Source organism: Variovorax boronicumulans, from assembly GCF_029892485.1.
Classification (GTDB): domain Bacteria; phylum Pseudomonadota; class Gammaproteobacteria; order Burkholderiales; family Burkholderiaceae_C; genus Variovorax; species Variovorax boronicumulans_B.
In genome coordinates, this window is the sequence record NZ_JARXVG010000002.1 from 13,778 (window position 1) to 36,477 (window position 22,700).

The window sequence follows — 22,700 nt, forward strand, 5'->3', positions numbered from 1 at the left end:
TCGCGAGCCGGGCTTTCGGGGGTCGCTGGGTAACATCAACCGCATGCAGATCGCGATTGAAAATCCCAACCAACCCGACGTCATCCAGCTCATCGACGACCTCGACGCGTACCAGAAGCCGCTCTATCCGCCGGAGGCCCACTACGGCATCGACATCGCGGCGCTGTCCGCCGCGAATGTGCTGTTCGCCGTTGCGCGCGACGAAGTGGGCACGGCGGTTGGCTGCGGGGCCATCGTCATGGAGCCCGGGTATGGCGAGCTCAAGCGGATGTATGTGCGGCCGGAGCACCGTGGACAAGGCGTTGCGGCCAAGGTGCTGGCCTTTCTCGAAAGCGAAGCGACGGCCAGGGGCTGTGCGATGTTCAGACTGGAGACGGGTGTGAGCCAGCCCGAGGCGCTGTCGTTCTATGCGCGCTCGGGGTATGCGCGGCGTGAAAGGTTCGGGCGTTATCCGGAAGACCCGCTGAGTGTTTTCATGCAGAAGGATGCGGGCTGAGCCGCATCTGAAGGCAGCGAGATGACTCCGATACCTGCCGCGTCATCGCGCCGCGGCCTTTGGGTCGGCCTCGGGTTCTGCGCCGTGCTCGCCACGGGCGCATGGGCCGTGATGAGCGGCACCGTCGAAGTGCCGGAACGCTTCAACCCGTGGGCACCGCTCGACGTGGCGGCCGAGCCCGACTGGCTGACCGGCTTCAAGCTCGCCCGCGCACGCCGCGATCCCACGCGCTGCCTCGCGGCGCTGGCGCGAACCGGCATGCAATACGACCTGCTGCCTGATCGCGTCACCGGCGAAGGCTGCGGCTTCGAGAACGCTGTGCGGTTGCGCGCGGCCGGCGTGCGCTTCGGCACGGCGCCTTCGCTCAGTTGCCCCATGGCACTGTCCTTCTTCATGTGGGAGAAGCACGCGCTGCAGCCGGCCGCGACGCAACATTTCGGCCAGACGGTGGTGGCCATCGAGCATCTGGGCAGCTATGCGTGCCGCAACGTGAATCGCGGCGAAGGCGCGGTGCCGGGCGCGCCGCGCAGCCGGCATGCGACAGCCGATGCATTCGACGTGGCCGGCCTGACGCTCGCCAGCGGTCAGCGCATTGCCGTGAAGCGGGACTGGTCCGGCAGCGGCGAACCGGCAGACCTGCTGCTGCGCGATGCGCATCGCGGCGCCTGCCGGTTCTTCGATGGCGTGCTGGGGCCCGACTACAACGCGGCGCACAGGGATCACTTTCATCTGGAGACTGGCGGCTATTCGATGTGCCGCTAGCGGCGAGCTTGCATACCGCACTGCTCTGCAAGAAGCCCCGGGGAAACACCTAGAAGCGAAACCTGACGCGAACTCGGACACGAGTTCCCAGAGGAGAAACCGCGCTTCCACCGCCTTTCCGAACCCTTTCGCGGCTGGCCCACAACTTGCGATCTCGATCAAAAATGACAGAAAATTTTCTTGTTTGACTTATATTTGTAAACCAGTTTTCAAAAAAAGCACACTTTCGGGCTCCCCCGCACCTTCATGAGCACCCCTGTCGACACCCCAGGCACCACCGTGGCCCAGCGCATTGCGCAGGCGTTGCCGCGGCTGACGCGTTCGCACCGGCAGGTGGCCGACTACGTGCTGGAGCACCCGCTGCAAGTGGCCACGCTGCCCATCGACGAGCTCGCGGCCGCCGTGGGTGTCTCTGTCGCCACGGCCAACCGCTTTGCCCGTGCACTCGACTTCGACGGCTACGCCACCTTCCGCGCCGAACTCGTGCGCGGCTTCGAATCGCTGGTGGCGCCGGTAGAGCGCCTGCGCGGCAACCTGGAGCATCCCAGCACGGTGGCCGAGGTGTTCGCCACCGCGCTCGACGAGAGCCGCCGCAACATCGAGGCCACGCGCCAGACGCTGGACTACACCGCCTGCGAAGCCGCGGTGGAGCGCATCGGCAAGGCGCGCTCGATCTATATCGCGGGCTTCGGCGCGAGCGGGTGGCTTGCGGGCCTCTTGCAGCACGGGCTGGACAGCAGTTGCCGCGACGTGCGCCTGCTCGCGGGCGTGAGCGGCGTCACGCATGCGGCCCGCGCCCTGATGCATGCGGGTCCCGAGGACGTGTTCATCGGCCTCACCTTTCCGCGCTACCTGACCGACACCGTGATGCTCGCGCAGATCGCGCGTGAACAAGGCTGCGGCGTGATCGCGCTCACCGACCGCCCGACCTCGCCGATGGCGCCGTTGGCCGACGTGGCGCTCTATTGCCAGACCGAAACCAGCTACCGCCCCAATTGCGAGACCAGCGTGCTTGCGCTGGTCGAGGCGCTGACCAGCGCCGTGGCGCTGCGGGCGCCCGACCCGGTGCAGTCCGCCCGCCGCACGCTGCAGGTGCTGCGGCCCTGGCTGCACGGCGCGAACGGGCTGTCGCGCATCGACGGCATTGCCGCGCGCACCGCCGCCACATTCGAGGCCGCCGCCCTGAACGGCGCGGCCGGAAAAAAGAAGAAAGCTTCCTGATGAAGAAAACCACTCCCGTCATCGCCATCCACGGCGGTGCCGGCACCATCAGCGCCGCGACGACCGGCACAGCGCAAGCGCAGGCGTATCACGACGCGCTGCAGAACATCGTGCGCGCCGCGCAGGCCGCGCTGCTCAAGGGCGCTTCCGCGCTCGACGCCACCTGCCTCGCCGTCGAACTGCTCGAGGAGTGCCCGCTCTTCAACGCGGGCCACGGCGCGGTCTTCACGCACGAGGAAACCCACGAGCTCGATGCCGCCGTGATGGACGGCGCGACGCTCGCCGCCGGTGCCATCGCTGGCGTGTGCCACGTGCGCCGCCCGGTGCGCGCCGCGCGTGCCGTGCTCGAAGACGGCGCGCACGTGCTGTTGGCCGGCGCAGGCGCCGAAGCCTTCGCACGCGACCGCGGGCTCGAAATGGTCGAGCCCTTCTTCTTCTCTACGGAAGCACGCCGCCAGCAGCTCTACCGCGTGCGCGACACCGGCCGCGTGGTCACCGACCACGAAGGTGCGGCGATGACACCGCCGCTCGACGAAGACAAGAAATTCGGCACCGTCGGCGCCGTCGCGCTCGACATGCACGGCCATCTCGCCGCCGCCACGTCGACGGGCGGCATGACCAACAAGCGCGTCGGCCGCATCGGTGATTCGCCGCTGATCGGTTCCGGCACCTACGCCGACGACCGCACCGCTGCCATCTCCTGCACCGGCAGCGGCGAAATGTTCATCCGCGTCGCGGCCGCCCACGACATCTGCGCGCGCATGGCCTACGGCGGCGCAACGCTGGCAGCGGCCACGCACGCGGTGGTGCACCAATCGCTGCCCGCCATCGGCGGCACCGGCGGCCTGATCGCCGTCGACCGCCACGGCAACCTGAGCCTCGCCTTCAACACCGAAGGCATGTACCGCGGCCACGCGCGCGGCGATGAAGCGCCGGTGACGGCCATCTTCGCCTGACGCGCGCCCCTCTCTTTCCCTCGCACTCCATGTCCACCCCTGCCCTCGCCCTGCCGGACGGCCGCGTTCTCGCCGTCGACGATCTCACCGTGCGCTTCTCGACCTCCGAGCGCACCGTCGATGCCGTCAAGCACCTGTCCTTCCACGTCGACCATGGCGAAACGCTCGCGGTGGTGGGCGAATCGGGTTCGGGCAAGTCGGTCACCTCGCTCGCGCTGATGCGGCTGGTGGAGCACGGCGGCGGGCGCATCCTCGGCGGCAGCATGGCGTTTCGCCGCCGCAATGGCGAGGTGCTCGACCTGGCCCAGGCGCGCGACGGCACGATGCGCGGCATCCGCGGCGCCGACATCGCGATGATTTTTCAAGAGCCGATGACCTCGCTGAACCCGGTGTTCACCGCCGGCGAACAGATCGCCGAAGCCATCCGCATCCACCAGGGCAAAACGAATGCAGCCGCGCGCGCCGAGGCGCTGCGCATGCTCGAACTCGTGCGCATTCCCGAAGCGCGCAATGTGCTCGACCGCTTTCCGCACCAGCTCTCGGGCGGCATGCGCCAGCGCGTGATGATCGCGATGGCGCTCTCGTGCAAGCCGCAGTTGCTGATCGCAGACGAGCCCACCACGGCGCTGGACGTGACGATCCAGGCGCAGATCCTGCAGCTCATCCGCGAGCTGCAGAAGGAGATGCGCATGGGCGTGCTCTTCATCACGCACGACATGGGCGTGGTGGCTGAAATCGCCGACCGCGTGCTCGTGATGTACCGCGGCGACAAGGTCGAGGCGGGTTCTTCCGACACCGTGTTCGCCTCGCCGCAGCACCCGTACACGAAGGCGCTGCTGTCGGCCGTGCCCAAGCTCGGCGCGATGCAGGGCACGGACCTCCCGGCCAAGTTCGAACTGCTGCGGACCGAGGGCACGCCCGAGACCGTGCCCTGCACCGACACCACGCCGCAGACCACCGTGCGCGAAGAGGCCGGCCCGATCCTGCGCGTGCGCGACCTCGTCACCCGCTTCGACGTGCGCAGCGGCATCTTCGGCCGCGTGAAGCGCCGCGTGCACGCGGTGGAGAAGATCAGCTTCGACCTGTACCCCGGCGAAACGCTGGCGCTGGTCGGCGAATCGGGTTGTGGCAAGTCGACCACCGGCCGCTCGCTGCTGCGCCTGGTCGAGAGCCAGAGCGGCGCGATCGAGTTCGGCGGCCAGAACATCCGCGAGCTGCCCACGCGCGAACTGCAGGCGCTGCGCCGGAACATCCAGTTCATCTTCCAGGACCCGTTCGCCTCGCTCGATCCGCGCGTGACGGTGGGCTTCTCGATCATGGAGCCGCTGCTCATCCACAACATCGCCAAGGGCGCCGAGGCGCAGAAGCGTGTCGACTGGCTGCTGCAGAAGGTGGGCCTGCCGCCCGAAGTGGCGCAACGCTATCCGCACGAGTTCTCGGGCGGACAACGGCAGCGCATTGCGATCGCGCGTGCGCTCGCGCTCAACCCCAAGGTGGTGGTCGCCGACGAATCGGTGTCGGCGCTGGACGTGTCCATCCAGGCGCAGATCGTCAACCTCATGCTCGACCTGCAGCGCGAGCTGGGCGTGGCATTCCTCTTCATCTCGCACGACATGGCCGTGGTCGAGCGCATCAGCCACCGCGTGGCCGTGATGTATCTCGGCCAGATCGTGGAGATCGGCCCGCGCCGCGCCGTGTTCGAAGCGCCGCAGCACGCCTACACGCGCAAGTTGATGGCGGCGGTGCCGGTGGCCGATCCGTCGCGCCGGCACAAGCCACGCGCGCTGCTCGAAGGCGAAATCCCGAGCCCTATCCGCGCAGTGGGCGATGAGCCCGACGTGCCGCCGCTGGTGCTGGTCGCGCCCGGCCATTTCGTTGCACGCCACGCCATCGGCGGGGCCTTCTGATTTTTCCAACCGCAGGCCCGGCCTGTTTTTTCTCACGAACCGACTGGAGTTCTTCCATGAAGCAATCTTCTTCCTCCCTGCGATGGGCATCCGCACTGCTGGGCCTGGCGGCACTGGCTGCATCGGGCACGGCACTGGCCTCCAAAGACGTGGTGCTGTCCATCGGCTACCAGCCGGAAACGCTGGACCCGTACAACACCAACACCACCATCACCACGGCGGTCACCAAGTCCTTCTACGAAGGCCTGTTCCAGTTCGACAAGGACCTGAAGGTGCAGAACGTGCTCGCCGAGAGCTACGAGGTGTCGAAGGACGGCCTGGTCTACACCATCAAGCTGCGCAGCGGCGTCAAGTTCCATGACGGCACGGACTTCAACGCCGAAGCCGTGAAGTTCACGCTGGACCGCGTGCTGAACCAGGACAACAAGCTGCTGCGCTACACGCAGTTCAACCGGGTGGGCAAGGTCGAGGCCGTCAATCCGACGACCGTGCGCATCACGCTCAAGGAGCCCTTCGGCCCCTTCATCAATTCGCTGGCCCATGCCTCGGCCGCGATGATCTCGCCCACGGCGCTCAAGAAGTGGGGCAACAAGGACATCGGCTTCCATCCCGTGGGCACCGGCCCCTTCGAATTCGTCGAATGGAAGCAGACCGAAGCAGTCAAGGGCAAGAAGTTCGACGGCTACTGGAAGAAGGGCTATCCGAAGATCGACAACATCTCGTGGAAGCCGGTGCTCGAGAACAACACGCGCGCCGCGATGCTGCAGACCGGCGAAGCCGACTTCGCGTTCCCCATTCCCTACGAGCAGGCCGAGCTGCTCAAGAAGAGCGACAAGCTCGAAGTGGTGGCCACGCCCTCGATCATCACGCGCTTCCTGAGCTTCAACGTGCTGCAGAAGCCCTACGACAACCCGAAGGTGCGCGAAGCCATCGGCTACGCCATCAACAAGGAAGCGCTCTCCAAGGTGGCCTTCGGTGGCTACGCCTTCCCGGCGCAGGGCTTCGTGCCGCAAGGCGTGAAGTTCGCCGAGAAGATGGCGCCCATTCCCTACGACGTGAAGAAGGCCAAGCAGCTGCTGACGGAAGCAGGCTTCCCGAACGGCTTCGAGTCGGTGCTCTGGAGCCACTACAACAACACGACCTCGCAGAAGCTGATCCAGTTCGTGCAGCAACAGCTGGCGCAAGTGGGCATCAAGCTGCAGGTGCAGGCGCTCGAAGTGGGCCAACGCAACGAGTGGGTGGAAACCTGGGCCGACCCGGCCACCGCCAAGGTCCGCATGTACTACGCAGGCTGGTCGTCTTCCACCGGTGAAGCCGACTGGGCGCTGCGCCCGCTGTTCGCCTCGGAAGCCTGGCCGCCGAAGCTGGCCAACTACGCGTACTACAAGAACGAGCTGGTCGACGGCAACATCGCCAAGGCGCTGGTCACGGTGGACGACAAAGAGAAGGCCGCGCTCTACAAGGCCGCGCAGGAACAGCTCGCCAAGGACTTGCCGCGCATTCCGCTGGTCACCGAGCAGAACCTCTCGGCCCACGCCAAGCGCCTGTCCGGCGTGTTCGTGATGCCCGACGGCAACATCAACGTCGACGCCATCGCTGTCTCCAATTGAGGAACTGACCAACAACCGTTCGGGCCGAGCCGGTCGAAGCCTTGCGCAGTGCTTCGACCGGCTCGGCATGAACGGGTTGGCGCCCTTTGCATCCCATGCTGAATTACTTTCTCAAACGCCTGTTGGGCCTGATCCCGACGCTGCTCATCGTGGCTGTGCTGGTGTTCCTGTTCGTCCACATGCTGCCTGGCGACCCGGCGCGTCTTGCCGCCGGCCAGGAGGCCGACGAGCAGACCGTGGCGATGGTGCGCCAGGAGCTGGGCCTCGACAGGCCTCTGCCGCAACAGTTCGTGAGCTTCTTCGGCCACATGCTGCAAGGCGACTTCGGCACCTCGATCCGCACGCGGCGTCCGGTGTCGGTGGAGATCGGCGAGCGCTTCTTCCCGACGGTGATGCTGACCATCACCAGCATGGTGTGGGCGGTGATCTTCGGCATGGGCATCGGCATCGTCTCGGCCGTCTACCGCAACAAGTGGCCCGACCGGCTGGGCATGACGCTCGCGGTGTCGGGCATTTCATTTCCAGCGTTCGCGCTCGGCATGCTGTTGATGCAGATCTTTTCCGTCGGTCTCGGCTGGCTGCCCACCGTGGGCGCCGACAGCTGGAAGCACTACATCCTGCCCTCGATCACGCTGGGCGCAGCCGTGGCGGCCGTGATGGCGCGCTTCACGCGGGCGTCGTTCGTCGAGGTGATCCAGGAAGATTTCGTGCGCACCGCGCGCGCCAAGGGCGTGCGCGAGCGCAGCGTGATCTTCAAGCATTGCCTGCGCAATGCGCTGATTCCCGTCGTCACGATGATGGGCCTGCAGTTCGGCTTCCTGCTGGGTGGCTCCATCGTGGTGGAAGCGGTCTTCAACTGGCCGGGCCTGGGCCGGCTGCTGGTGGATTCGGTGCAGATGCGCGACTACCCCGTCATCCAGACGCTGGTGCTGCTGTTCTCGCTCGAATTCATTCTGATCAACCTGGTGGTGGATGTGCTGTATGGCTACATCAACCCGACCATTCGCTACAAGTGAGGCAGCCGACATGACGCAAGCTTCCGGCGTGCCTGCCGAAACCATCGACCCGCCCGTGGCGGCGATTCAAACCGCGGGCAAGGTCCGCACGCCTTGGGACGAGTGCTGGCGCCGCTTCAAGAAGCAGCCGGTGGGCATCGTGGCTGCGGCCTTCGTGCTTCTGCTGGTGCTGGTGGCGGTGTTCGCACCGTGGATCGTGCCCTTCGACGCAGAGAATTTCTTCGACTACGACATGCTCAACAGCGGGCCGACGGCCACGCACTGGTTCGGCGTCGATCCGCTGGGCCGCGACATCTTCAGCCGCATCCTGATGGGTGCGCGCATCTCGCTGGCGGCCGGCTTTCTTTCGGTGCTGGTGGGCGGCTTCATCGGCACGGCACTCGGCCTGCTGGCGGGCTACTACGAAGGTTGGTGGGACCGCATCGTGATGCGCATCTCGGACGTGCTGTTCGCCTTCCCCGGCATCCTGCTGGCGCTGGGCGTGGTCGCCATCCTCGGCAGCAGCATGACCAACGTGGTGGTGGCGGTGTCGGTGTTCAGCGTGCCGGCCTTCGCGCGCCTGGTGCGCGGCAACACGCTGGTGCTCAAGCAGCAGACCTACATCGAGGCCGAGCGCAGCATCGGCGCATCGGACTGGACCATCATCGTGCGGCACATCCTGCCGGGCACGATCTCCTCCATCGTCGTGTACTTCTCGATGCGCGTGGGCACCTCGATCATCACGGCCGCCAGCCTGTCGTTCCTCGGCATGGGCGCGCAGCCGCCGACGCCCGAATGGGGTGCGATGCTGAACGAGGCACGCGCCGACATGGTGAATGCGCCGCACGTGGCGCTGTTCCCGAGCCTCGCCATCTTCTTCACCGTTCTCGCCTTCAACCTGCTGGGCGATGCATTGCGCGATGCGCTCGATCCGAAGATCGACCGCGAGTAACCGGTTTTTCATGGCATCGACGAACACCCTGCCCTACATCGGCACCCTGCTCCAGGGCCCGCGCAACGCCATCACCGACGTCGAAGGCGTCACGGTCGGCCACCGGACGCTGGACGACGGCCCCGTGCAAACGGGCGTGACGGTGATCCGTCCACACGCGAGGGACCCGTTCCGCGACAAGGTGCCGGCCGCGGCCGTGGTGATCAACGGCTTCGGCAAGAGCGTCGGACTGGTTCAGCTCGAAGAGCTCGGCGTGCTGGAGACGCCCATCGCGCTGACCAACACCTTTTCGGTCGGCACGGTGGCGACGGCGCAGATCCGGCATTGCCTCGCGTCCAACCCCGAGAGCGGCCGGTCGCTACCGACGGTGAATCCGCTGGTGTTCGAGTGCAACGACGGCTTTCTCAACGACATCCAGCGGCTGGCGGTGACGGAGGCCGACTACCTGGGTGCGCTCGAGAACGCCGGCGCCGATTTCGCGCAAGGCTCGGTCGGCGCGGGGCGCGGCATGTCGAGCTTCCAGTTCAAGGGCGGCATCGGCAGTGCCTCGCGGCGGGTGTCGTCGCCTTGCGGCGAGGTGCATACGGTGGGCACGCTGGTGCTGGCGAACTACGGGCGCCAGCCGCAGCTGGTGCTGGCCGGACACGCGGTCGGCGAGCGGCTGGCCGCGCAGAACACACCCGAATGCAGGGAGCCCGAGAAGGGCTCGATCATCATCGTCGTCGCCACCGATGCGCCGCTCGATGCGCGTCAGCTTCGCCGCCTGGCGCTGCGCGCAGGCGCGGGTTTGGCGCGCACCGGCTCGGTCTTCGGCCATGGCAGCGGCGACATCGTGCTGGCCTTCTCCACCGCCTACACCGTGCCCGACCGCGTCGACCGCCCGATGCCGACCATCGCGATGGTGCACGACGGGCTGCTCGACGGTTTGTTCCAGGCCGCGGCCGACAGCACCGAGCAGGCGATTCTTCATGCGCTCTGGCGCGCCACGGCCGTGACGGGCCGCGACGGCAATCATCGGGCGGCTTTGTCCGAGGTGCTGCCGCCTTCCACCCTTTCTTCTTTCGCGCAGTCGTGCGTCCTCCCATGAAAGTCCTGATCTCCACCGACATCGAAGGCGTTGCGGGCGTCTATCACCACGAGCAGACGCGGGCAGGCAACCCCGAGTACGAGCGCGCCCGCCTGCTGATGGCGCAGGAGGCCAACGCGGCGATTGCCGGCGCCTTCGATGCGGGCGCCACCGAGGTGCTGGTCAACGACTCGCACGGCGGCTTTCGCAACATGCCGCCCGATGTGCTCGATGCGCGTGCGCGTGTCGTGCAAGGCAAGCCGCGCTACCTGAGCATGGTGGCGGGCGTGGAGGAAGAAGGCGTGGAAGCGGTCTGCATGGTCGGCTACCACTCGCGTTCGCAGGGGCGCGGCATTCTTGCGCACACGATCAACAGCTTTGCATTTGCAAGCATCCGGCTCGGCGAGCATGAGTTGGGCGAGGCCGGGCTCTACGGGGCGCTGGCTGGCGAGTACGGCGTGCCGGTGGTGATGGGCAGTGGCGACGATGTGTTCATCGACGAGAACCGGGCGCTGTTTCCGCATGCGACCTTCGTGGAGACCAAGAAGGCGACGGGCTTCAACAGCGGCGTTTCGCTTTCGCCTGAGGCATCGCGCAGGGCGATCCGGGCCGGGGTGGCTGCAGCGTTGGCTGCGCGCGGCAATGCGAGTCCGCTGGTCTTCGAGGGGCCGCAGGTCGTTACCTTGCGCACCCAGTCGCCGATGATGGCTGATCTGTTCTGCCAGTGGCCTATGTTCGAGCGGGTTGATGGCGTCACTCTGCGCTTCACTGCCGATACGGTGGAGGCGGCTGTGCGGATGTTGAACTGCTGTTCGGCTATGTCTTCCATGTTGCGTTGAGCTTTTCTTTTTGAGTTCCGAGGCCGGGTCTCGCCCCGGCAGGCGACCTACTTTTCTTTGCTTCGCCAAAGAAAGGTAGGCAAAAGAAAGGCGACCCTGCTGTCTGCGTCCCTCCGCTTCGCTTCGGGCAACCTGCGGTGCTCACGTTTCGCGGGGTCTCGCCCAAACTCACTGCGCTCAAACAAGGGCGAGCCCTGATCCGCGAAACGCTCCGCTCCTCGGCGCATACAGAAGGGCTTGGGGACCGACGCGCCATCGCTGCGCTCGGCGCTCGACGCAATGCGGGCCATCGCTTTGCTCGGCCCGTATTACTCCCTCTCCCCTCGGGGAGAGGGTTGGGGTGAGGGTCAGCGGCGTAGCTATCGAGCGCTCTGCCTGCCCCCATCCCAGCCTTCCCCCAGAGGGGGAAGGAGCAAGTCCAGCGGCCGAGCGCAGCGAAGGCTCGGCTGAAACCAGAGGCCGAGCGCAGCAAAGGCCCGTGTGGTCTCCACCCCTCTGGCTGCGCCGAGGAGCGCAGCGTTTCGCGGATCAGGGCTCGCAGCTGTCTGAGCCGAAGGCGAGTTCTGCGAGACCCCGCGAAACGCGAGCACCGCAGGTTGCCCCGTAGCGCAGCGAAGGGGTCGCAGACAGTGGGGTCGCCTTTCTTTTGCCTACCTTTCTTTGGCGAAGCAAAGAAAAGTAGGTCGCCCGCCGGGGCGAGTCCCGGCCTCGGAAAGAAAACCAGGCCAATTGCCTCAAAAGAACCCAGAGCCCAACACCCGCCCACCAATTCCTAGAATCCCAGGTCCGGCGACCATTTCCCACCCGCCGGCCTTATCCAGAATAAGCATCCAACCGCCCGCAAACCCGCATGGCCATTGATGAATTAGCTTATCCGCATAAAGCGCGAACCAAAAAATAGTTTGCTTCCATAAGGCCCGCTTTCAGAATCTCGGCTTCTTGCTGGGGCGCCCCGTTTCACGTTCGGCACCGCACTTCCTCAAGACACACACACGCACGATGTACCAATACACAGAATTCGATCGCCAGTTCGTCCACCAACGGGCCGCCCAGTTCAGAGACCAGCTGGAGCGCTGGCAGAAGGGCAAGTTGCCCGAAGACGAGTTCCGCCCCTTGCGCCTGCAGAACGGCTGGTATGTGCAGCGCTACGCGCCCATGCTGCGCGTGGCCGTGCCCTACGGCGAGCTGTCGAGCCGCCAGATCCGTGTGCTGGCCCGCATCGCTCGCGAATACGACGAGCCGGAAGCCGAGGTCTACCGGAAGGCACTCGAAATCCAGGGCGGCATGGGCAGCCACAAGCTCCCGACCCACTACGCCCACTTCTCGACACGCCAGAACGTCCAGTACAACTGGATTCCGCTGTCCAAGTCGGCCGACGTGATGGACCTGTTGGCTTCGGTCGACATGCACGGCATCCAGACCAGCGGCAACTGCATCCGCAACATCACGAGCGACGAGCGCGCCGGCATCGCCGTCGACGAAATTGCCGATCCGCGTCCGTTCGCCGAAATCATGCGCCAGTGGAGCACGCTGCACCCCGAGTTCGCCTTCCTGCCGCGCAAGTTCAAGATCGCCATCACCGGCGCCACCGAAGACCGCGCCGCCACCGGCTGGCACGACGTGGGCCTGCATGTGGTGAAGAACGAAGCCGGCGAGATCGGCTTTCGCGTGCAGGTGGGCGGCGGCATGGGCCGCACCCCCATCATCGGCACGGTGCTGCGCGAGTTCCTGCCGTGGCAGCAGATCATGAATTACCTCGAAGCGGTGATCCGTGTCTACAACCGCTATGGCCGCCGCGACAACATCTACAAGGCGCGCATCAAGATCCTGGTGAAGGCCGAAGGCCAGCGCTACATCGACGACGTCGAGGCCGAGTACAAGCAGATCCTCGAGCACGACGGCGCACCGCACACCATCACGCAGGAAGAGTACGACCGCGTGGCCGCCTCCTTCGTGCCGCCGACGCTGGCCACCCGCGTGCTGCAGAGCGCCGAGAAAACCGACGCCGAATTGCGCACCCAGGCCGCCGACGACGTGCAGTTCGCCCGCTGGCTCGCCCGCAACGTGGCGCCGCACAAGAACCCCGCGCTGCGCGCCGTCACGCTGTCGTTCAAGCGCCTGAAGCAGGCGCCCGGCGATGCCTCGGCCGACCAGCTCGACACGCTCGCCGAACTGGCCGACCGCTTCTCCGCCGGCGAAGCCCGCGTGACGCACGACCAGAACGTGGTGCTGCCCTGGGTGCACGCCGAAGATCTGCATGCGCTGTGGCTCGCAGCACGCGCCGCCGGTTTCGCCAGCGCCAACGTGCACCTCTTGACCGACATGATCGCCTGCCCCGGCGGCGATTTCTGCTCGCTGGCCAATGCGCGCTCCATCCCCATCGCCGAAGCGATCACCGAGCGTTACCAGGACCTCGACGAACTCGACGACCTGGGCGAGATCGACCTGCACATCAGCGGCTGCATCAACTCCTGCGGCCATCACCACAGCGGCCACATCGGCATCCTGGGCGTCGACAAGGACGGCAAGGAGTGGTACCAGGTGTCGCTGGGCGGCTCCGACGGTTCCGCGCTCAGCGGCGCGCCCGTGGCCGGCAAGGCCGTGGGCCCCTCGTTCTCGGCCGCCGAAGTGCCGGGTGTGATCGAGGCCGTGCTCACCACCTACCGCGACACGCGTTCGTCGGGTGAGACCTTCATCGACACATTGCGCCGCGTCGGACCCGATCCGTTCAAGGCCGCGGCCAACGGTGCGCGATTCAAGGTGGAGGAAGCAGCATGAACCGGACTTTGAACATCCTCTCGGCCGAAGAACACATCGACGACGGCGACCCGAAGGTCTTGCAACTGGCCAACGATGCCGACCCGCTCGCCATCGAGATGTGCCTGGCGGACATCGAGCGCATCGACCTCAACTTTCCGAAGTTCACCGACGGCCGCGCGTACAGCCAGGCCTTCCTGCTGCGCCGCCGCCTGGGCTTCACGGGCGACATCCGCGCCACGGGCGATGTGCTGATCGACCAGCTGGTGCAGATGGAACGCACCGGTTTCTCCAGCGCCGTGCTGAAGGAAGGCGTGGACGCCTCCGACGCGCAGCGCCAGTTCGACCGCTTCTCTGCCTTCTACCAAGGCGATGCGGTCAAGACCGCACCGCACTTCGTGGCCGGCAACTGAGACCGCATCGGAACCCGACATGAGCATTGACCTCGCACGCATCAACACCGACCTCGGCCGCAACGCCGAAGGCCTGGTGGACTGGGCGATCGGCCTGGGCCAGCCTTCGATCATCACCACCAACTTCCGCCCGTTCGAGGCGGTGATCCTGCACATGGTCACGCGCGCCAAGCGCGATGTGCCAGTGATCTGGATGGACAACGGCTACAACACCGAGGCCACCTACCGCTTTGCCGACGAGGTGACGAAGCAGTTGGGCCTGGACCTGCACATCTACCTGCCCCGCCGCTCGCGTGCGCACCGCGAAGCAGTGGAAGGCCCGACACCGGCGCTGGACGATCCGCGCCACGCCGCCTTCACCGAAGAGGTGAAGCTGGAGCCTTTCGCCCGCGCGCTGCGCGAGACGGCGCCGAAGGTCTGGTTCACCGCGCTGCGGGCGACCGACACGGCGGTGCGCGCGCAGATGGACCCGGTCAGCGTCAATCCGGACGGCCTCATCAAGGTCGCGCCGCTGCTGCATTGGTCGTCCAAGGAGCTGTACGAGTACTGCACGGCGCATGGCCTCCCCAACAACTTCGACTACGTGGACCCGACCAAGGGCGAAGACAACCGCGAGTGCGGACTGCATATCGCGCACTGAGCGCCAACGCCTCACCGATCCCCTGAATCCAGCCCCAACCCGATGAACGCCCGTACCGAAACCGAACTGCTGCTGTCACCGGCGCACCTGTCCAACACGCACCTCGATGCGCTGGAAGAGGAAACCATCTTCATCCTGCGCGAAGTGGCGGCCGCCTTCGAGCGCCCCACCCTGCTGTTCTCGGGCGGCAAGGACTCGCTGGTGCTGCTGAAGTGCGCGGAGAAGGCGTTTGGCGCCGGCCGCATTCCCTACCCGCTGCTGATGATCGACACGGGCCACAACTTCCCCGAAGTGACGGCCTACCGCGACCAGCGCGCCAAGGAGCTGGGCGCCGAACTCATCGTGCGCAGCGTCGAGGATTCGATGAAGCGCGGCACCGTGCGTCTGGCGCACCCCGGCGAATCACGCAACGCGCACCAGTCGGTCACGCTGCTCGAAGCGATTGAAGAATTCCGCTTCGACGCGCTGATCGGCGGCGCCCGCCGCGACGAGGAAAAAGCCCGCGCCAAGGAGCGCATCTTTTCGCACCGCGATTCCTTCGGCCAATGGCAGCCCAAGGACCAGCGGCCCGAGCTATGGACGCTGTTCAACACGCGCCTGGCCCCCGGCGAACACTTCCGCGTGTTCCCGATCTCGAACTGGACCGAGTTGGATGTGTGGCAGTACATCGAGCGCGAGCATGTGGGCCTCCCTTCGATCTACTACACGCACAAGCGCGAAGTGGTCGAGCGCCGGGGCCTCCTGGTGCCGGTGACCGAACTCACCCCGCCGCGCGACGGCGAAACGGTGCAGGTGCGCGACGTGCGCTTTCGCACCGTGGGCGACATCACGACCACCTGCCCGGTCGAAAGCCTCGCGGCCGATGCGGGCGACGTGGTGCTGGAAACGCTGACGGTCGACGTCAGCGAACGCGGCGCGACCCGGATGGACGACATGACCTCCGAAGCTTCGATGGAAAAACGAAAGAAAGACGGTTACTTCTGATGAGCGCGACGACAGCCACCCCCAACGAACTCGCCGTGCACGGCGACACCGGCACCGCCCTGCGCTTCATCACCTGCGGCTCGGTCGACGACGGCAAGAGCACGCTGATCGGCCGCCTGCTGGTGGACAGCAAGACGGTGCTGCAGGACCAGCTGGCCGGCGTGCAGCGCGGCGGCGAAACCGACCTGGCCCTCCTGACCGACGGCCTCTCGGCCGAGCGCGAACAGGGCATCACGATCGACGTGGCCTACCGCTACTTCTCGACCGCCAAGCGCAAATTCATCATCGGCGATGCGCCGGGCCATGAGCAGTACACCCGCAACATGGTCACCGCCGCCTCGGCCGCCGATGCCGCCGTGGTGCTGGTCGACGCGACCAAGCTGGCCTGGGCCGCCGAAGTGGAAGACGGCACCGTGGTCAAGCGCGAGCTGCTGCCGCAGACGCGCCGCCACACGCTGCTGGCCAACCTGCTGCGCGTGCAGTCGATCGTGTTCGCGGTCAACAAGCTCGATGCCATCGCCGACGCGGGCCTTGCCTTCGAGCGCATCTCGACCGCGTTGAACGCCTTTGCCGAAGCGGCCGGCGTGCAGGTGGCGGGCATCGTGCCGATCTCCGCGCTCAAGGGCTGGAACGTGGCCACGCGCCATGCCGACTGGGTGGGCTACGAAGGCCCCAGCCTGCTCGAACTGCTCGAAGACCTGCCGGTCACGGTGCAGGACGAGGCCGTGCCCTTCGCCTTCCCGGTGCAGTGGGTCGAGAAGTTCTCGTCCTCCGCCGACACCTCGCAGGGCCGCCGTGTGTTCTGGGGCCGCGTGGCCTCGGGCCATGTGGAGCCGGGCCAGCGCGTGACCGTGCTGCCGAGCAACCAGACCGCCACCGTCGCGCAGGTGCTGAGCCACACGCGCCAGCCGAAGTCGGTGCATGCGGGCCACAGCGCCGGCATCGTGCTCGACCGCGAGGTCGATGTGTCGCGCGGCGACTGGCTGCTGGCGCCCGGCGCCTTCGAGCCGGTGCGCGAGATCACCGCCACCGTGGCCTGGCTGGACGACGAGCCGCTGGTCGCGGGCCGTGTGTACTGGGCGCTGCAGGGCCATCGCTGGGTCAAGGCGAAGGTGGCGCGCATCGTCGATCGCGTGAACATCACCACGCTCGAATCGGAACCCACGACGCAGCTGGAAGCCAATTCCATCGGCGATGTGGTGCTTGCGCTGCAGCAGCCGCTGGCCGTGCTGCCCTTCACGCAATCGCGCGCCCTGGGCTCGCTGGTGCTGGTCGATACGGCCACCCACAAGACCGCTGCTGCCGTGCTCGTGCAGCCCGCCGCCGCAAAGGCCTAAAATCTGGGGTTTTCCCCGATCAAACTGACGTTAAAAAACAAATGACCCACGTCGTTTCCGAAGCCTGCATCCGTTGCAAATACACCGACTGCGTGGACGTTTGCCCCGTCGACTGCTTCCGCGAAGGTCCCAACATGCTGGTGATCGACCCGGACGAATGCATCGACTGCGCGGTCTGCATTCCCGAGTGCCCGGTCAATGCGATCTACGCCGAGGAAGACCTCCCGGCCAACCAGATCGCCTTCATCAAGATCAATGCCGAACTGGCCTTGGCCGATGGCTGGAAGAGCATCACCAAGCGCAAGCCCGCCCTGCCCGACGCGGACGACTGGAAAGACAAGACGGACAAGGTCGGGGAGTTGGTGCGCTGAGCGCCCTGCCCGTCCCCATCGAAACCGACGCGCTGATCGTCGGTGCCGGCCCTGTCGGGCTGTTCCAGGCCTTCCAGCTGGGCCTGCTTGAAATCTCCTGCCACATCGTCGATGCACTGCCCGCCGCGGGCGGCCAGTGCGTGGCGCTCTATGGCGACAAGCCGATCTACGACATTCCCGGCACGCCGGTGACCAGCGGGCGCGAGCTTGCGCAGTCGCTGCTCGCGCAGGTGGCGCCGTTCAAACCGCAGTTTCATTTCGGCGAGCAGGTCGCCACGCTGGAGCGACAAGCCGACGAGCGCCTGCTGCTGACCACTTCGGCCGGCAGGGCTTTCCTCGCGAAGACGGTGTTCATCGCGGCCGGTGTCGGGGCCTTCGTGCCCAAGCGCATCACGATCGAGGGCATCGCACAGTTCGAAGGCACTTCGCTTTTCTATCACCCCGAATCGCTGGACCGCTTTGCGGGGCAGACGGTGGTGGTGAACGGCGGCGACGACATTGCACTCGAAACGGCCATCGCGCTCACTGCCATCGCCAGGCAGGTCACGCTGGTCCACCGCCGCGACGGCTTCCAGGCCGACGAGGCGAACATCGCCGCAATGCGCGCCCTCGTGGCTGCGGGCAAGCTGGCCTTCGAGGTCGGCCAGCCGACCGCCTTCGACGGCAAGCAACTGCAGATCACCACGCCCGACGCCACCACCGTCGACCTGCCGCTCGATGCGCTGGTCGCGTGCCTGGGCATCTCCCCGCGCCTCGGCCCCATCGCCGACTGGGGCCTGGAACTGGAGCGCAAGCAGGTGCCGGTCGAAACCGAGAAGTACGAAACCCGCGAGCGCGGCGTGTTCGCTGTGGGCGACATCAACACCTACCCGGGCAAGAAAAAGCTCATCGTCTGCGGCTTCCACGAAGCCACGCTGGCGGCCTGGGGCGCCACCGCCATCGTGTTCCCGGGCAAGGCGGTGCCGCTGCAGTACACGACCACCAGCACGCGGCTGCACGAACTGCTGGGCGTGGCTACTCCGCGCCAGGCATAAGCGCCCGGTACTCGCCGATGAAGCTGCCGATGGCCGCGACGTAGCCATCGATGTCCGCATCCGTCACCGGCAGCGAGAGCACGACGAAGCCGCGCGGCGAGGTGTAGATGCCCTGGCCCAGCAGGTGGAAGAACAGCAGTTGGCGCAGGCGCCCGTCGACCGCGGCCAGATCGCCCACACGCCGTACTTCGCCACTGACGAAATGCGCGTTCATCAGCGAGCCGACGCCGGTGAACTGCATGGCCACGCCCTCTTGCGCGCGCAGCGTGTTCAGCCGCGCACGCATCGCCTCGCCACGTTCGGCCAGCGCGCCGGCCGTCTCGGGCGTGAACAGCTTCGTGAGCCCCGCATACCCCGCCGCCATCGTCATCACGTTGTTGTTGAAGGTGCCCGAATGCGCGAGCGCGCCGGTGCGCGGATCGAACTGCGCCATCACGTCCGCGCGCCCGCCGAAGGCACCGAACGACATGCCGCCGCCGATGTATTTGCCCAGCGTGGTGAGGTCGGACTGGATGCCCAGCTTGTTGGCCAGCCCGTGCGGCGCAAGGCGCGAGGTCATGACTTCGTCGAAGACCAGCAGCGCACCGACCCGCGTGGCACCGTCGCGCAGCGCCTGCAAGAAATCGAGCTCGCCCGGGATGCATCCGCTCGCCCCCTGCATCGGTTCGACCAGGATGGCGGCGATTTCCGGGCCGTACTTGTCGATCTCTTCGCTCGCAAGCTGCGCGTCGTTGTAGGGCAGCACAAGGAAGTCGAACGGCACGGTGGTCGGCAGCGGCTTGTCGCCGAAACCGAGCACGCCGCCGTGATAGCCGCCCGTGAACACCACGATCTTTCGTCGCCTTGTGAAGTGCAGCGCGGCTGTGAGCGCCATCAGGTTCGCCTCGGTGCCCGAGTTCGTGAAGCGCAACTGCTCGATCTGCGGAAAGCGCTCGCAGATGGTCTTTGCCAGCCGGCCTTCAAGCAGGTTGTGGCCCGTGAGGTTGATGCCGCTCTGCATCGCCTCGACGACCGCCTCGCGGATCTCGGGCGCCGAGTGGCCGTAGACGCCGGCCGTGTACTCGGCAATGAAGTCCGTATAGCGATGGCCATCGGCGTCCCAGAGCGCGGCGCCCTCGCCCTTGGCGATGGTGAGCGGAAACGGCGCGTAGAACAGCACCGATCGCGTGTTGGCGCCCGGCATGTAGCGCGCCTGTTCGTCGAAGCGGGCCTTGCTCGCGGGGTTGTCTCCGGCGAAGCGTCGGTGCGCCTCGGCGAGCGCTTGGTCAACGGCAGCTTCGGTCATGGAGCAGTCCTTGGAAGAGACGAAGAGGGACGGAGCGAAAGATCAGCTTCGAGAGCCGATGCAAACCAGGCAGTCTTTCACACCCGGTACTCCTTTAGCCGGTTGTACAGCGTCTTCATGCTGATGCCGAGCATCCCCGCGGTGCGCTCCTTGTTGCGCCCGCAGCTCTCGTAAGTTGCAAGGATCACGCGCCGCTCCACGTCGGCGAGCGGCGTGCCGACCTCCACGACCACTTCGCCGCCACCCGGCTCCAGGGAGCCGGGCGCGGTGTCGTCGAAGCCCGCCATGGTCGCGCGCGAAGACAGCGCCGGCTGCGGCCGCGGAAAGCGGGCCGGTGCGGCGGTTGCAGGCGGCAGCCATTCCTCCCCTGCTTCCGGACCTGTGGTCATGACCCATGCGCGCTGCACCGCGTTGCGCAGTTCGCGCACGTTACCCGGCCAGGGATACGCGCGCAGCCCCTCCAGCGCCGCCGGGCTGAAGCGCGACGCGCCGCCTTCGGCCAGATGCAGTTCCTGCAGGAAGCTGCGGGCAATGAGCGCAATGTCGTCGCCGCGCTCGCGCAGCGGCGGCAGCCCGATCGGAAAGACATGAAGCCGGTAGAGCAGGTCTTCGCGCAGCTTGCCGCGGGCCACCGCCTCGGCCGGGTCGCGGTTGGTCGCCGCGATGATGCGCACGTCGGTCTGCTGCACCTGCGTCGATCCGACGCGCGTGAAGGTGCCGGTTTCCAGCACGCGCAGCAGCTTGGCCTGCAGTTCGAACGGCATTTCCGTCACTTCGTCCAGGAACAGCGTGCCACCGTGCGCCCGCTCGAAAAAGCCCTGGTGCTGCCGCTCGGCGCCGGTGAAGCTGCCGCGCTCGTGGCCGAAGATCTCGCTCTCGATCAGGTGCGGCGAGAGTGCCGCGCAGTTGACCGCCAGAAAGGGCTGGTCGCGCCGGCGGCTCAGGTCGTGCACGCCGCGCGCGACCAGTTCCTTGCCGGTGCCGCTCTCGCCATGGATGAACACGCTCACCGCGGTGCCGGCCACACGCGACATCTGGCGATACACGCGCTGCATTTCCTGCGACCGTCCGATCAGGTGCCCGAAACGGCCGGTCTCGCGCCAGCGGTCCTGGACTTCGTCGAGTTCCGCGCGCAACTGCGAGGGCGCGATCAGCCGGGACAGCAGGCCCTTCAGGTGCTGCGGGTTGATCGGCTTGACCAGGTAGTCGGCCGCACGCAGGCGCAGCGCGCGAATGGAAGTCTCCAGGCTCGCCTGCCCGGTCATGAGCACCAGCATCGTGTCGTCCTGGACCTCGGGACCGGCCAGCAGGTCGAACCCGCTGCCGTCGGGAAGATGGAGATCGAGCAGCAGCAGATCGGGCGGCTGCATTGCGATCAGGCGGCGGGCCGCCTCGAGCGAATGGGCGCACATCACCATGTGGCCCTCGCGCACGACCAGGGCGGCGATCATGCGCGCGGCGTCTTCGTCGTCTTCAACAATCAATGCGTGGCCCAATTTTTTCCCCCTGATTTTTTGCGTATTTCACGTGGTACCTCACGCCCCTTGGTTCCCTGCGAGTCGAGGACGCCAAGCTGCGTACGAGGCCGTGCAAGCGCCTTGTCAGCAATGACATACGCGCGAAAGCCGCAATTAGTTTCTAAATTGAACTATTTTTTGCGACTTTTGTGAATAGCACAGACGCAAGAAAGCCGTGCAGCGCCTTTTTTGGGCATCTGCACGGCCATTCGGCCAGGTAGCAGGCGGTAACTAGGGCAGCTCAGGCCCCTGCGCGCCGCGGCGCGCGATGCACATGAGCGACAGCGCGCTCGCAGCCGCCTTGGGATCGCGCCCCGACAGCAGGTTGCCGAGGCGGTATTTCCACTGTGCCGGCCCGACCTGGCCCTCGAACGCCTCGGCCCCGATCTGGTGGTTGTGCGCATGGACATCGACCTCGAAGCCCAGCGGCTCGAGCGTTGCCCTGAAGAATTCCGGCGTGACCCCGTCCCCCGGCTTGTGGTGGATTTCGGTCCGAAGCCCCCACGTCTGCTGCGTGTCGCTCTTGTGAAAGCCATGGCGGATCCAGCGGTAGATCCATAGCCGCGCATCCCAAAGAAGCCTGGCAACGCCCTTGTAGTCCCAGGCGGTCAATTGCGGGTCGTGGTCGGTGATGAGCAATCCTCCCGGCCTGACCAGCCTCGCGCCTTCGCGCAGCACCGCCGCCATGTCGTCGCAATGGTGCAGGGACGCATTGATGGCCACGATATCGGCAATGGCCGAGCGAAACGGTGTTCGCGCCGCATCGGCCAGCACGGCCGTGTAGCCGATGCGGGATGCCAGCGCCAGCGAACCGCCCGCCACATCGACGCCCAGCAGCAGCCTGGGTTCGCCGCCCACGGTGGCAAAGACATTGCCGGGACCGCAGCCCAGATCGATCACGACCTTGCCGGTCCAATCACCTCCGCCCGCAGCCAGCCAGCGGCTTTTGAAATGCGCGTCGCGGTGGCAGGCGTCGAAATACTCCTGCGCCCATTCTCTATTGCCGAAATAAAAAGCATTGGCCGATCTGCCTTCTGAATTGCCATGGAGATCGGACTCCCAATAGCTTTCGCATTGCCGGAGAACAACGTCGGGTAACAGAATGTCGTTGAGCATATGCACCTTTCGGAGTGGATATCAATGCCGACAAATACTGCATCCAATTCAATTATTTTTCAACTGCCGCGCTTTCGATCCCTTTCGGCTTGAGGACCTGCGATTGAACGCGGATCAGAGAAAACGCCGATTCTGGACAATTTTTAAAACCTAAGACTTACAAAAATAAGGCCTTCGGAGTGATTCCGCGGAATATCGCAACCCGCTTCAGCCTGCGCGAGATACACGGCGCAACTTGCAACAGCCCTTTCCGCGGCTTCCATCGGTAAATTCGACCGTCAATTTCTCCGCAAACTATTCAAAATCATTGTTGGGGTACCTCAAATCATCCAAACTGGGTAGTTGAGATCGGAAATATGTATATCTTAATGTAATAACACTCCAAAACAGCCGCACAGCCACTTCGACGAACTTCTAGGATCGCGACAAGCCGATCAACCTC

Annotated in this window: 20 protein-coding genes; 17 read left to right on the forward strand and 3 right to left on the reverse strand. The window is 65.9% G+C overall.

From position 1 onward, the window contains the following. Positions 1-43: 43 nt before the first annotated feature. The 17 genes from M2282_RS05260 (at position 44) to M2282_RS05340 (ending at position 18,340) form a co-directional block, all read left to right on the forward strand. The gene (locus M2282_RS05260) at positions 44-496 is read left to right on the forward strand and encodes a GNAT family N-acetyltransferase (RefSeq protein WP_280807735.1); all 453 of its coding nucleotides are present in this window, start codon (positions 44-46) and stop codon (positions 494-496) included. A gap of 21 nt (positions 497-517) precedes the next feature. Continuing rightward, positions 518-1,258, forward strand: a complete 741-nt coding sequence (locus M2282_RS05265; RefSeq protein ID WP_280807736.1) for an extensin-like domain-containing protein — start codon at positions 518-520, stop codon at positions 1,256-1,258. Between the two features lie 246 nt (positions 1,259-1,504). Further along, positions 1,505-2,479, forward strand: coding sequence for a MurR/RpiR family transcriptional regulator (locus M2282_RS05270; protein WP_280807737.1), 975 nt, complete (start codon positions 1,505-1,507; stop codon positions 2,477-2,479). Further along, entirely contained in the window at positions 2,479-3,435 is a 957-nt protein-coding gene (locus M2282_RS05275) for an isoaspartyl peptidase/L-asparaginase family protein (RefSeq protein WP_280807738.1), read from the forward strand. The genes M2282_RS05270 and M2282_RS05275 overlap by 1 nt, the downstream gene beginning before the upstream one ends. A gap of 29 nt (positions 3,436-3,464) precedes the next feature. After that, a complete protein-coding gene (locus M2282_RS05280; protein WP_280807739.1) occupies positions 3,465-5,342 on the forward strand; it encodes a dipeptide ABC transporter ATP-binding protein in 1,878 nt (625 codons plus the stop codon). A gap of 56 nt (positions 5,343-5,398) precedes the next feature. Further along, positions 5,399-6,952 (forward strand): glutathione ABC transporter substrate-binding protein GsiB, encoded by a 1,554-nt coding sequence (gene gsiB, locus M2282_RS05285; protein ID WP_280807740.1) that lies wholly within the window; start codon positions 5,399-5,401, stop codon positions 6,950-6,952. Between the two features lie 95 nt (positions 6,953-7,047). Beyond that, on the forward strand, positions 7,048-7,968 hold the full coding sequence (gene gsiC, locus M2282_RS05290) for a glutathione ABC transporter permease GsiC (protein ID WP_280807741.1): 921 nt from the start codon (positions 7,048-7,050) through the stop codon (positions 7,966-7,968). Between the two features lie 10 nt (positions 7,969-7,978). Further along, the gene (gene gsiD / locus M2282_RS05295) at positions 7,979-8,899 is read left to right on the forward strand and encodes a glutathione ABC transporter permease GsiD (RefSeq protein ID WP_280807742.1); all 921 of its coding nucleotides are present in this window, start codon (positions 7,979-7,981) and stop codon (positions 8,897-8,899) included. 10 nt (positions 8,900-8,909) lie between these two features. Continuing rightward, complete coding sequence (locus M2282_RS05300) at positions 8,910-9,986, forward strand: P1 family peptidase (RefSeq protein WP_280807743.1); 1,077 nt, start codon at positions 8,910-8,912, stop codon at positions 9,984-9,986. Further along, positions 9,983-10,804, forward strand: a complete 822-nt coding sequence (locus M2282_RS05305) for a M55 family metallopeptidase (protein ID WP_280807744.1) — start codon at positions 9,983-9,985, stop codon at positions 10,802-10,804. The genes M2282_RS05300 and M2282_RS05305 overlap by 4 nt, the downstream gene beginning before the upstream one ends. Before the next feature lie 999 nt (positions 10,805-11,803). Beyond that, a complete protein-coding gene (locus M2282_RS05310) occupies positions 11,804-13,582 on the forward strand; it encodes a nitrite/sulfite reductase (protein WP_280807745.1) in 1,779 nt (592 codons plus the stop codon). After that, a complete protein-coding gene (locus tag M2282_RS05315) occupies positions 13,579-13,974 on the forward strand; it encodes a DUF934 domain-containing protein (RefSeq protein ID WP_280807746.1) in 396 nt (131 codons plus the stop codon). The genes M2282_RS05310 and M2282_RS05315 overlap by 4 nt, the downstream gene beginning before the upstream one ends. A gap of 19 nt (positions 13,975-13,993) precedes the next feature. Continuing rightward, positions 13,994-14,614, forward strand: a complete 621-nt coding sequence (locus tag M2282_RS05320; protein WP_280807747.1) for a phosphoadenosine phosphosulfate reductase family protein — start codon at positions 13,994-13,996, stop codon at positions 14,612-14,614. Positions 14,615-14,656: 42 nt separating this feature from the next. After that, entirely contained in the window at positions 14,657-15,598 is a 942-nt protein-coding gene (cysD, locus tag M2282_RS05325) for a sulfate adenylyltransferase subunit CysD (RefSeq protein ID WP_280807748.1), read from the forward strand. Then, the gene (locus tag M2282_RS05330) at positions 15,598-16,935 is read left to right on the forward strand and encodes a sulfate adenylyltransferase subunit 1 (RefSeq protein WP_280807749.1); all 1,338 of its coding nucleotides are present in this window, start codon (positions 15,598-15,600) and stop codon (positions 16,933-16,935) included. The genes cysD and M2282_RS05330 overlap by 1 nt, the downstream gene beginning before the upstream one ends. A gap of 41 nt (positions 16,936-16,976) precedes the next feature. Further along, positions 16,977-17,306, forward strand: a complete 330-nt coding sequence (gene fdxA / locus M2282_RS05335) for a ferredoxin FdxA (protein WP_056518182.1) — start codon at positions 16,977-16,979, stop codon at positions 17,304-17,306. Further along, the gene (locus M2282_RS05340) at positions 17,264-18,340 is read left to right on the forward strand and encodes an NAD(P)/FAD-dependent oxidoreductase (RefSeq protein WP_280808225.1); all 1,077 of its coding nucleotides are present in this window, start codon (positions 17,264-17,266) and stop codon (positions 18,338-18,340) included. The genes fdxA and M2282_RS05340 overlap by 43 nt, the downstream gene beginning before the upstream one ends. Here the strand turns inward: M2282_RS05340 and M2282_RS05345 are convergent. The 3 genes from M2282_RS05345 to M2282_RS05355 all read right to left on the reverse strand — a co-directional run bounded on the left by M2282_RS05345 (position 18,321) and on the right by M2282_RS05355 (position 22,258). After that, complete coding sequence (locus M2282_RS05345; protein WP_280807750.1) at positions 18,321-19,625, reverse strand: aspartate aminotransferase family protein; 1,305 nt, start codon at positions 19,623-19,625, stop codon at positions 18,321-18,323. The genes M2282_RS05340 and M2282_RS05345 overlap by 20 nt on opposite strands. A gap of 77 nt (positions 19,626-19,702) precedes the next feature. After that, positions 19,703-21,121: a sigma-54-dependent transcriptional regulator gene (locus M2282_RS05350; protein ID WP_280807751.1), complete on the reverse strand. Its 1,419-nt coding sequence runs from the start codon at positions 21,119-21,121 to the stop codon at positions 19,703-19,705. 252 nt (positions 21,122-21,373) lie between these two features. Further along, positions 21,374-22,258, reverse strand: coding sequence for a class I SAM-dependent methyltransferase (locus tag M2282_RS05355; protein WP_280807752.1), 885 nt, complete (start codon positions 22,256-22,258; stop codon positions 21,374-21,376). Between the last annotated feature and the right edge of the window lie 442 nt (positions 22,259-22,700).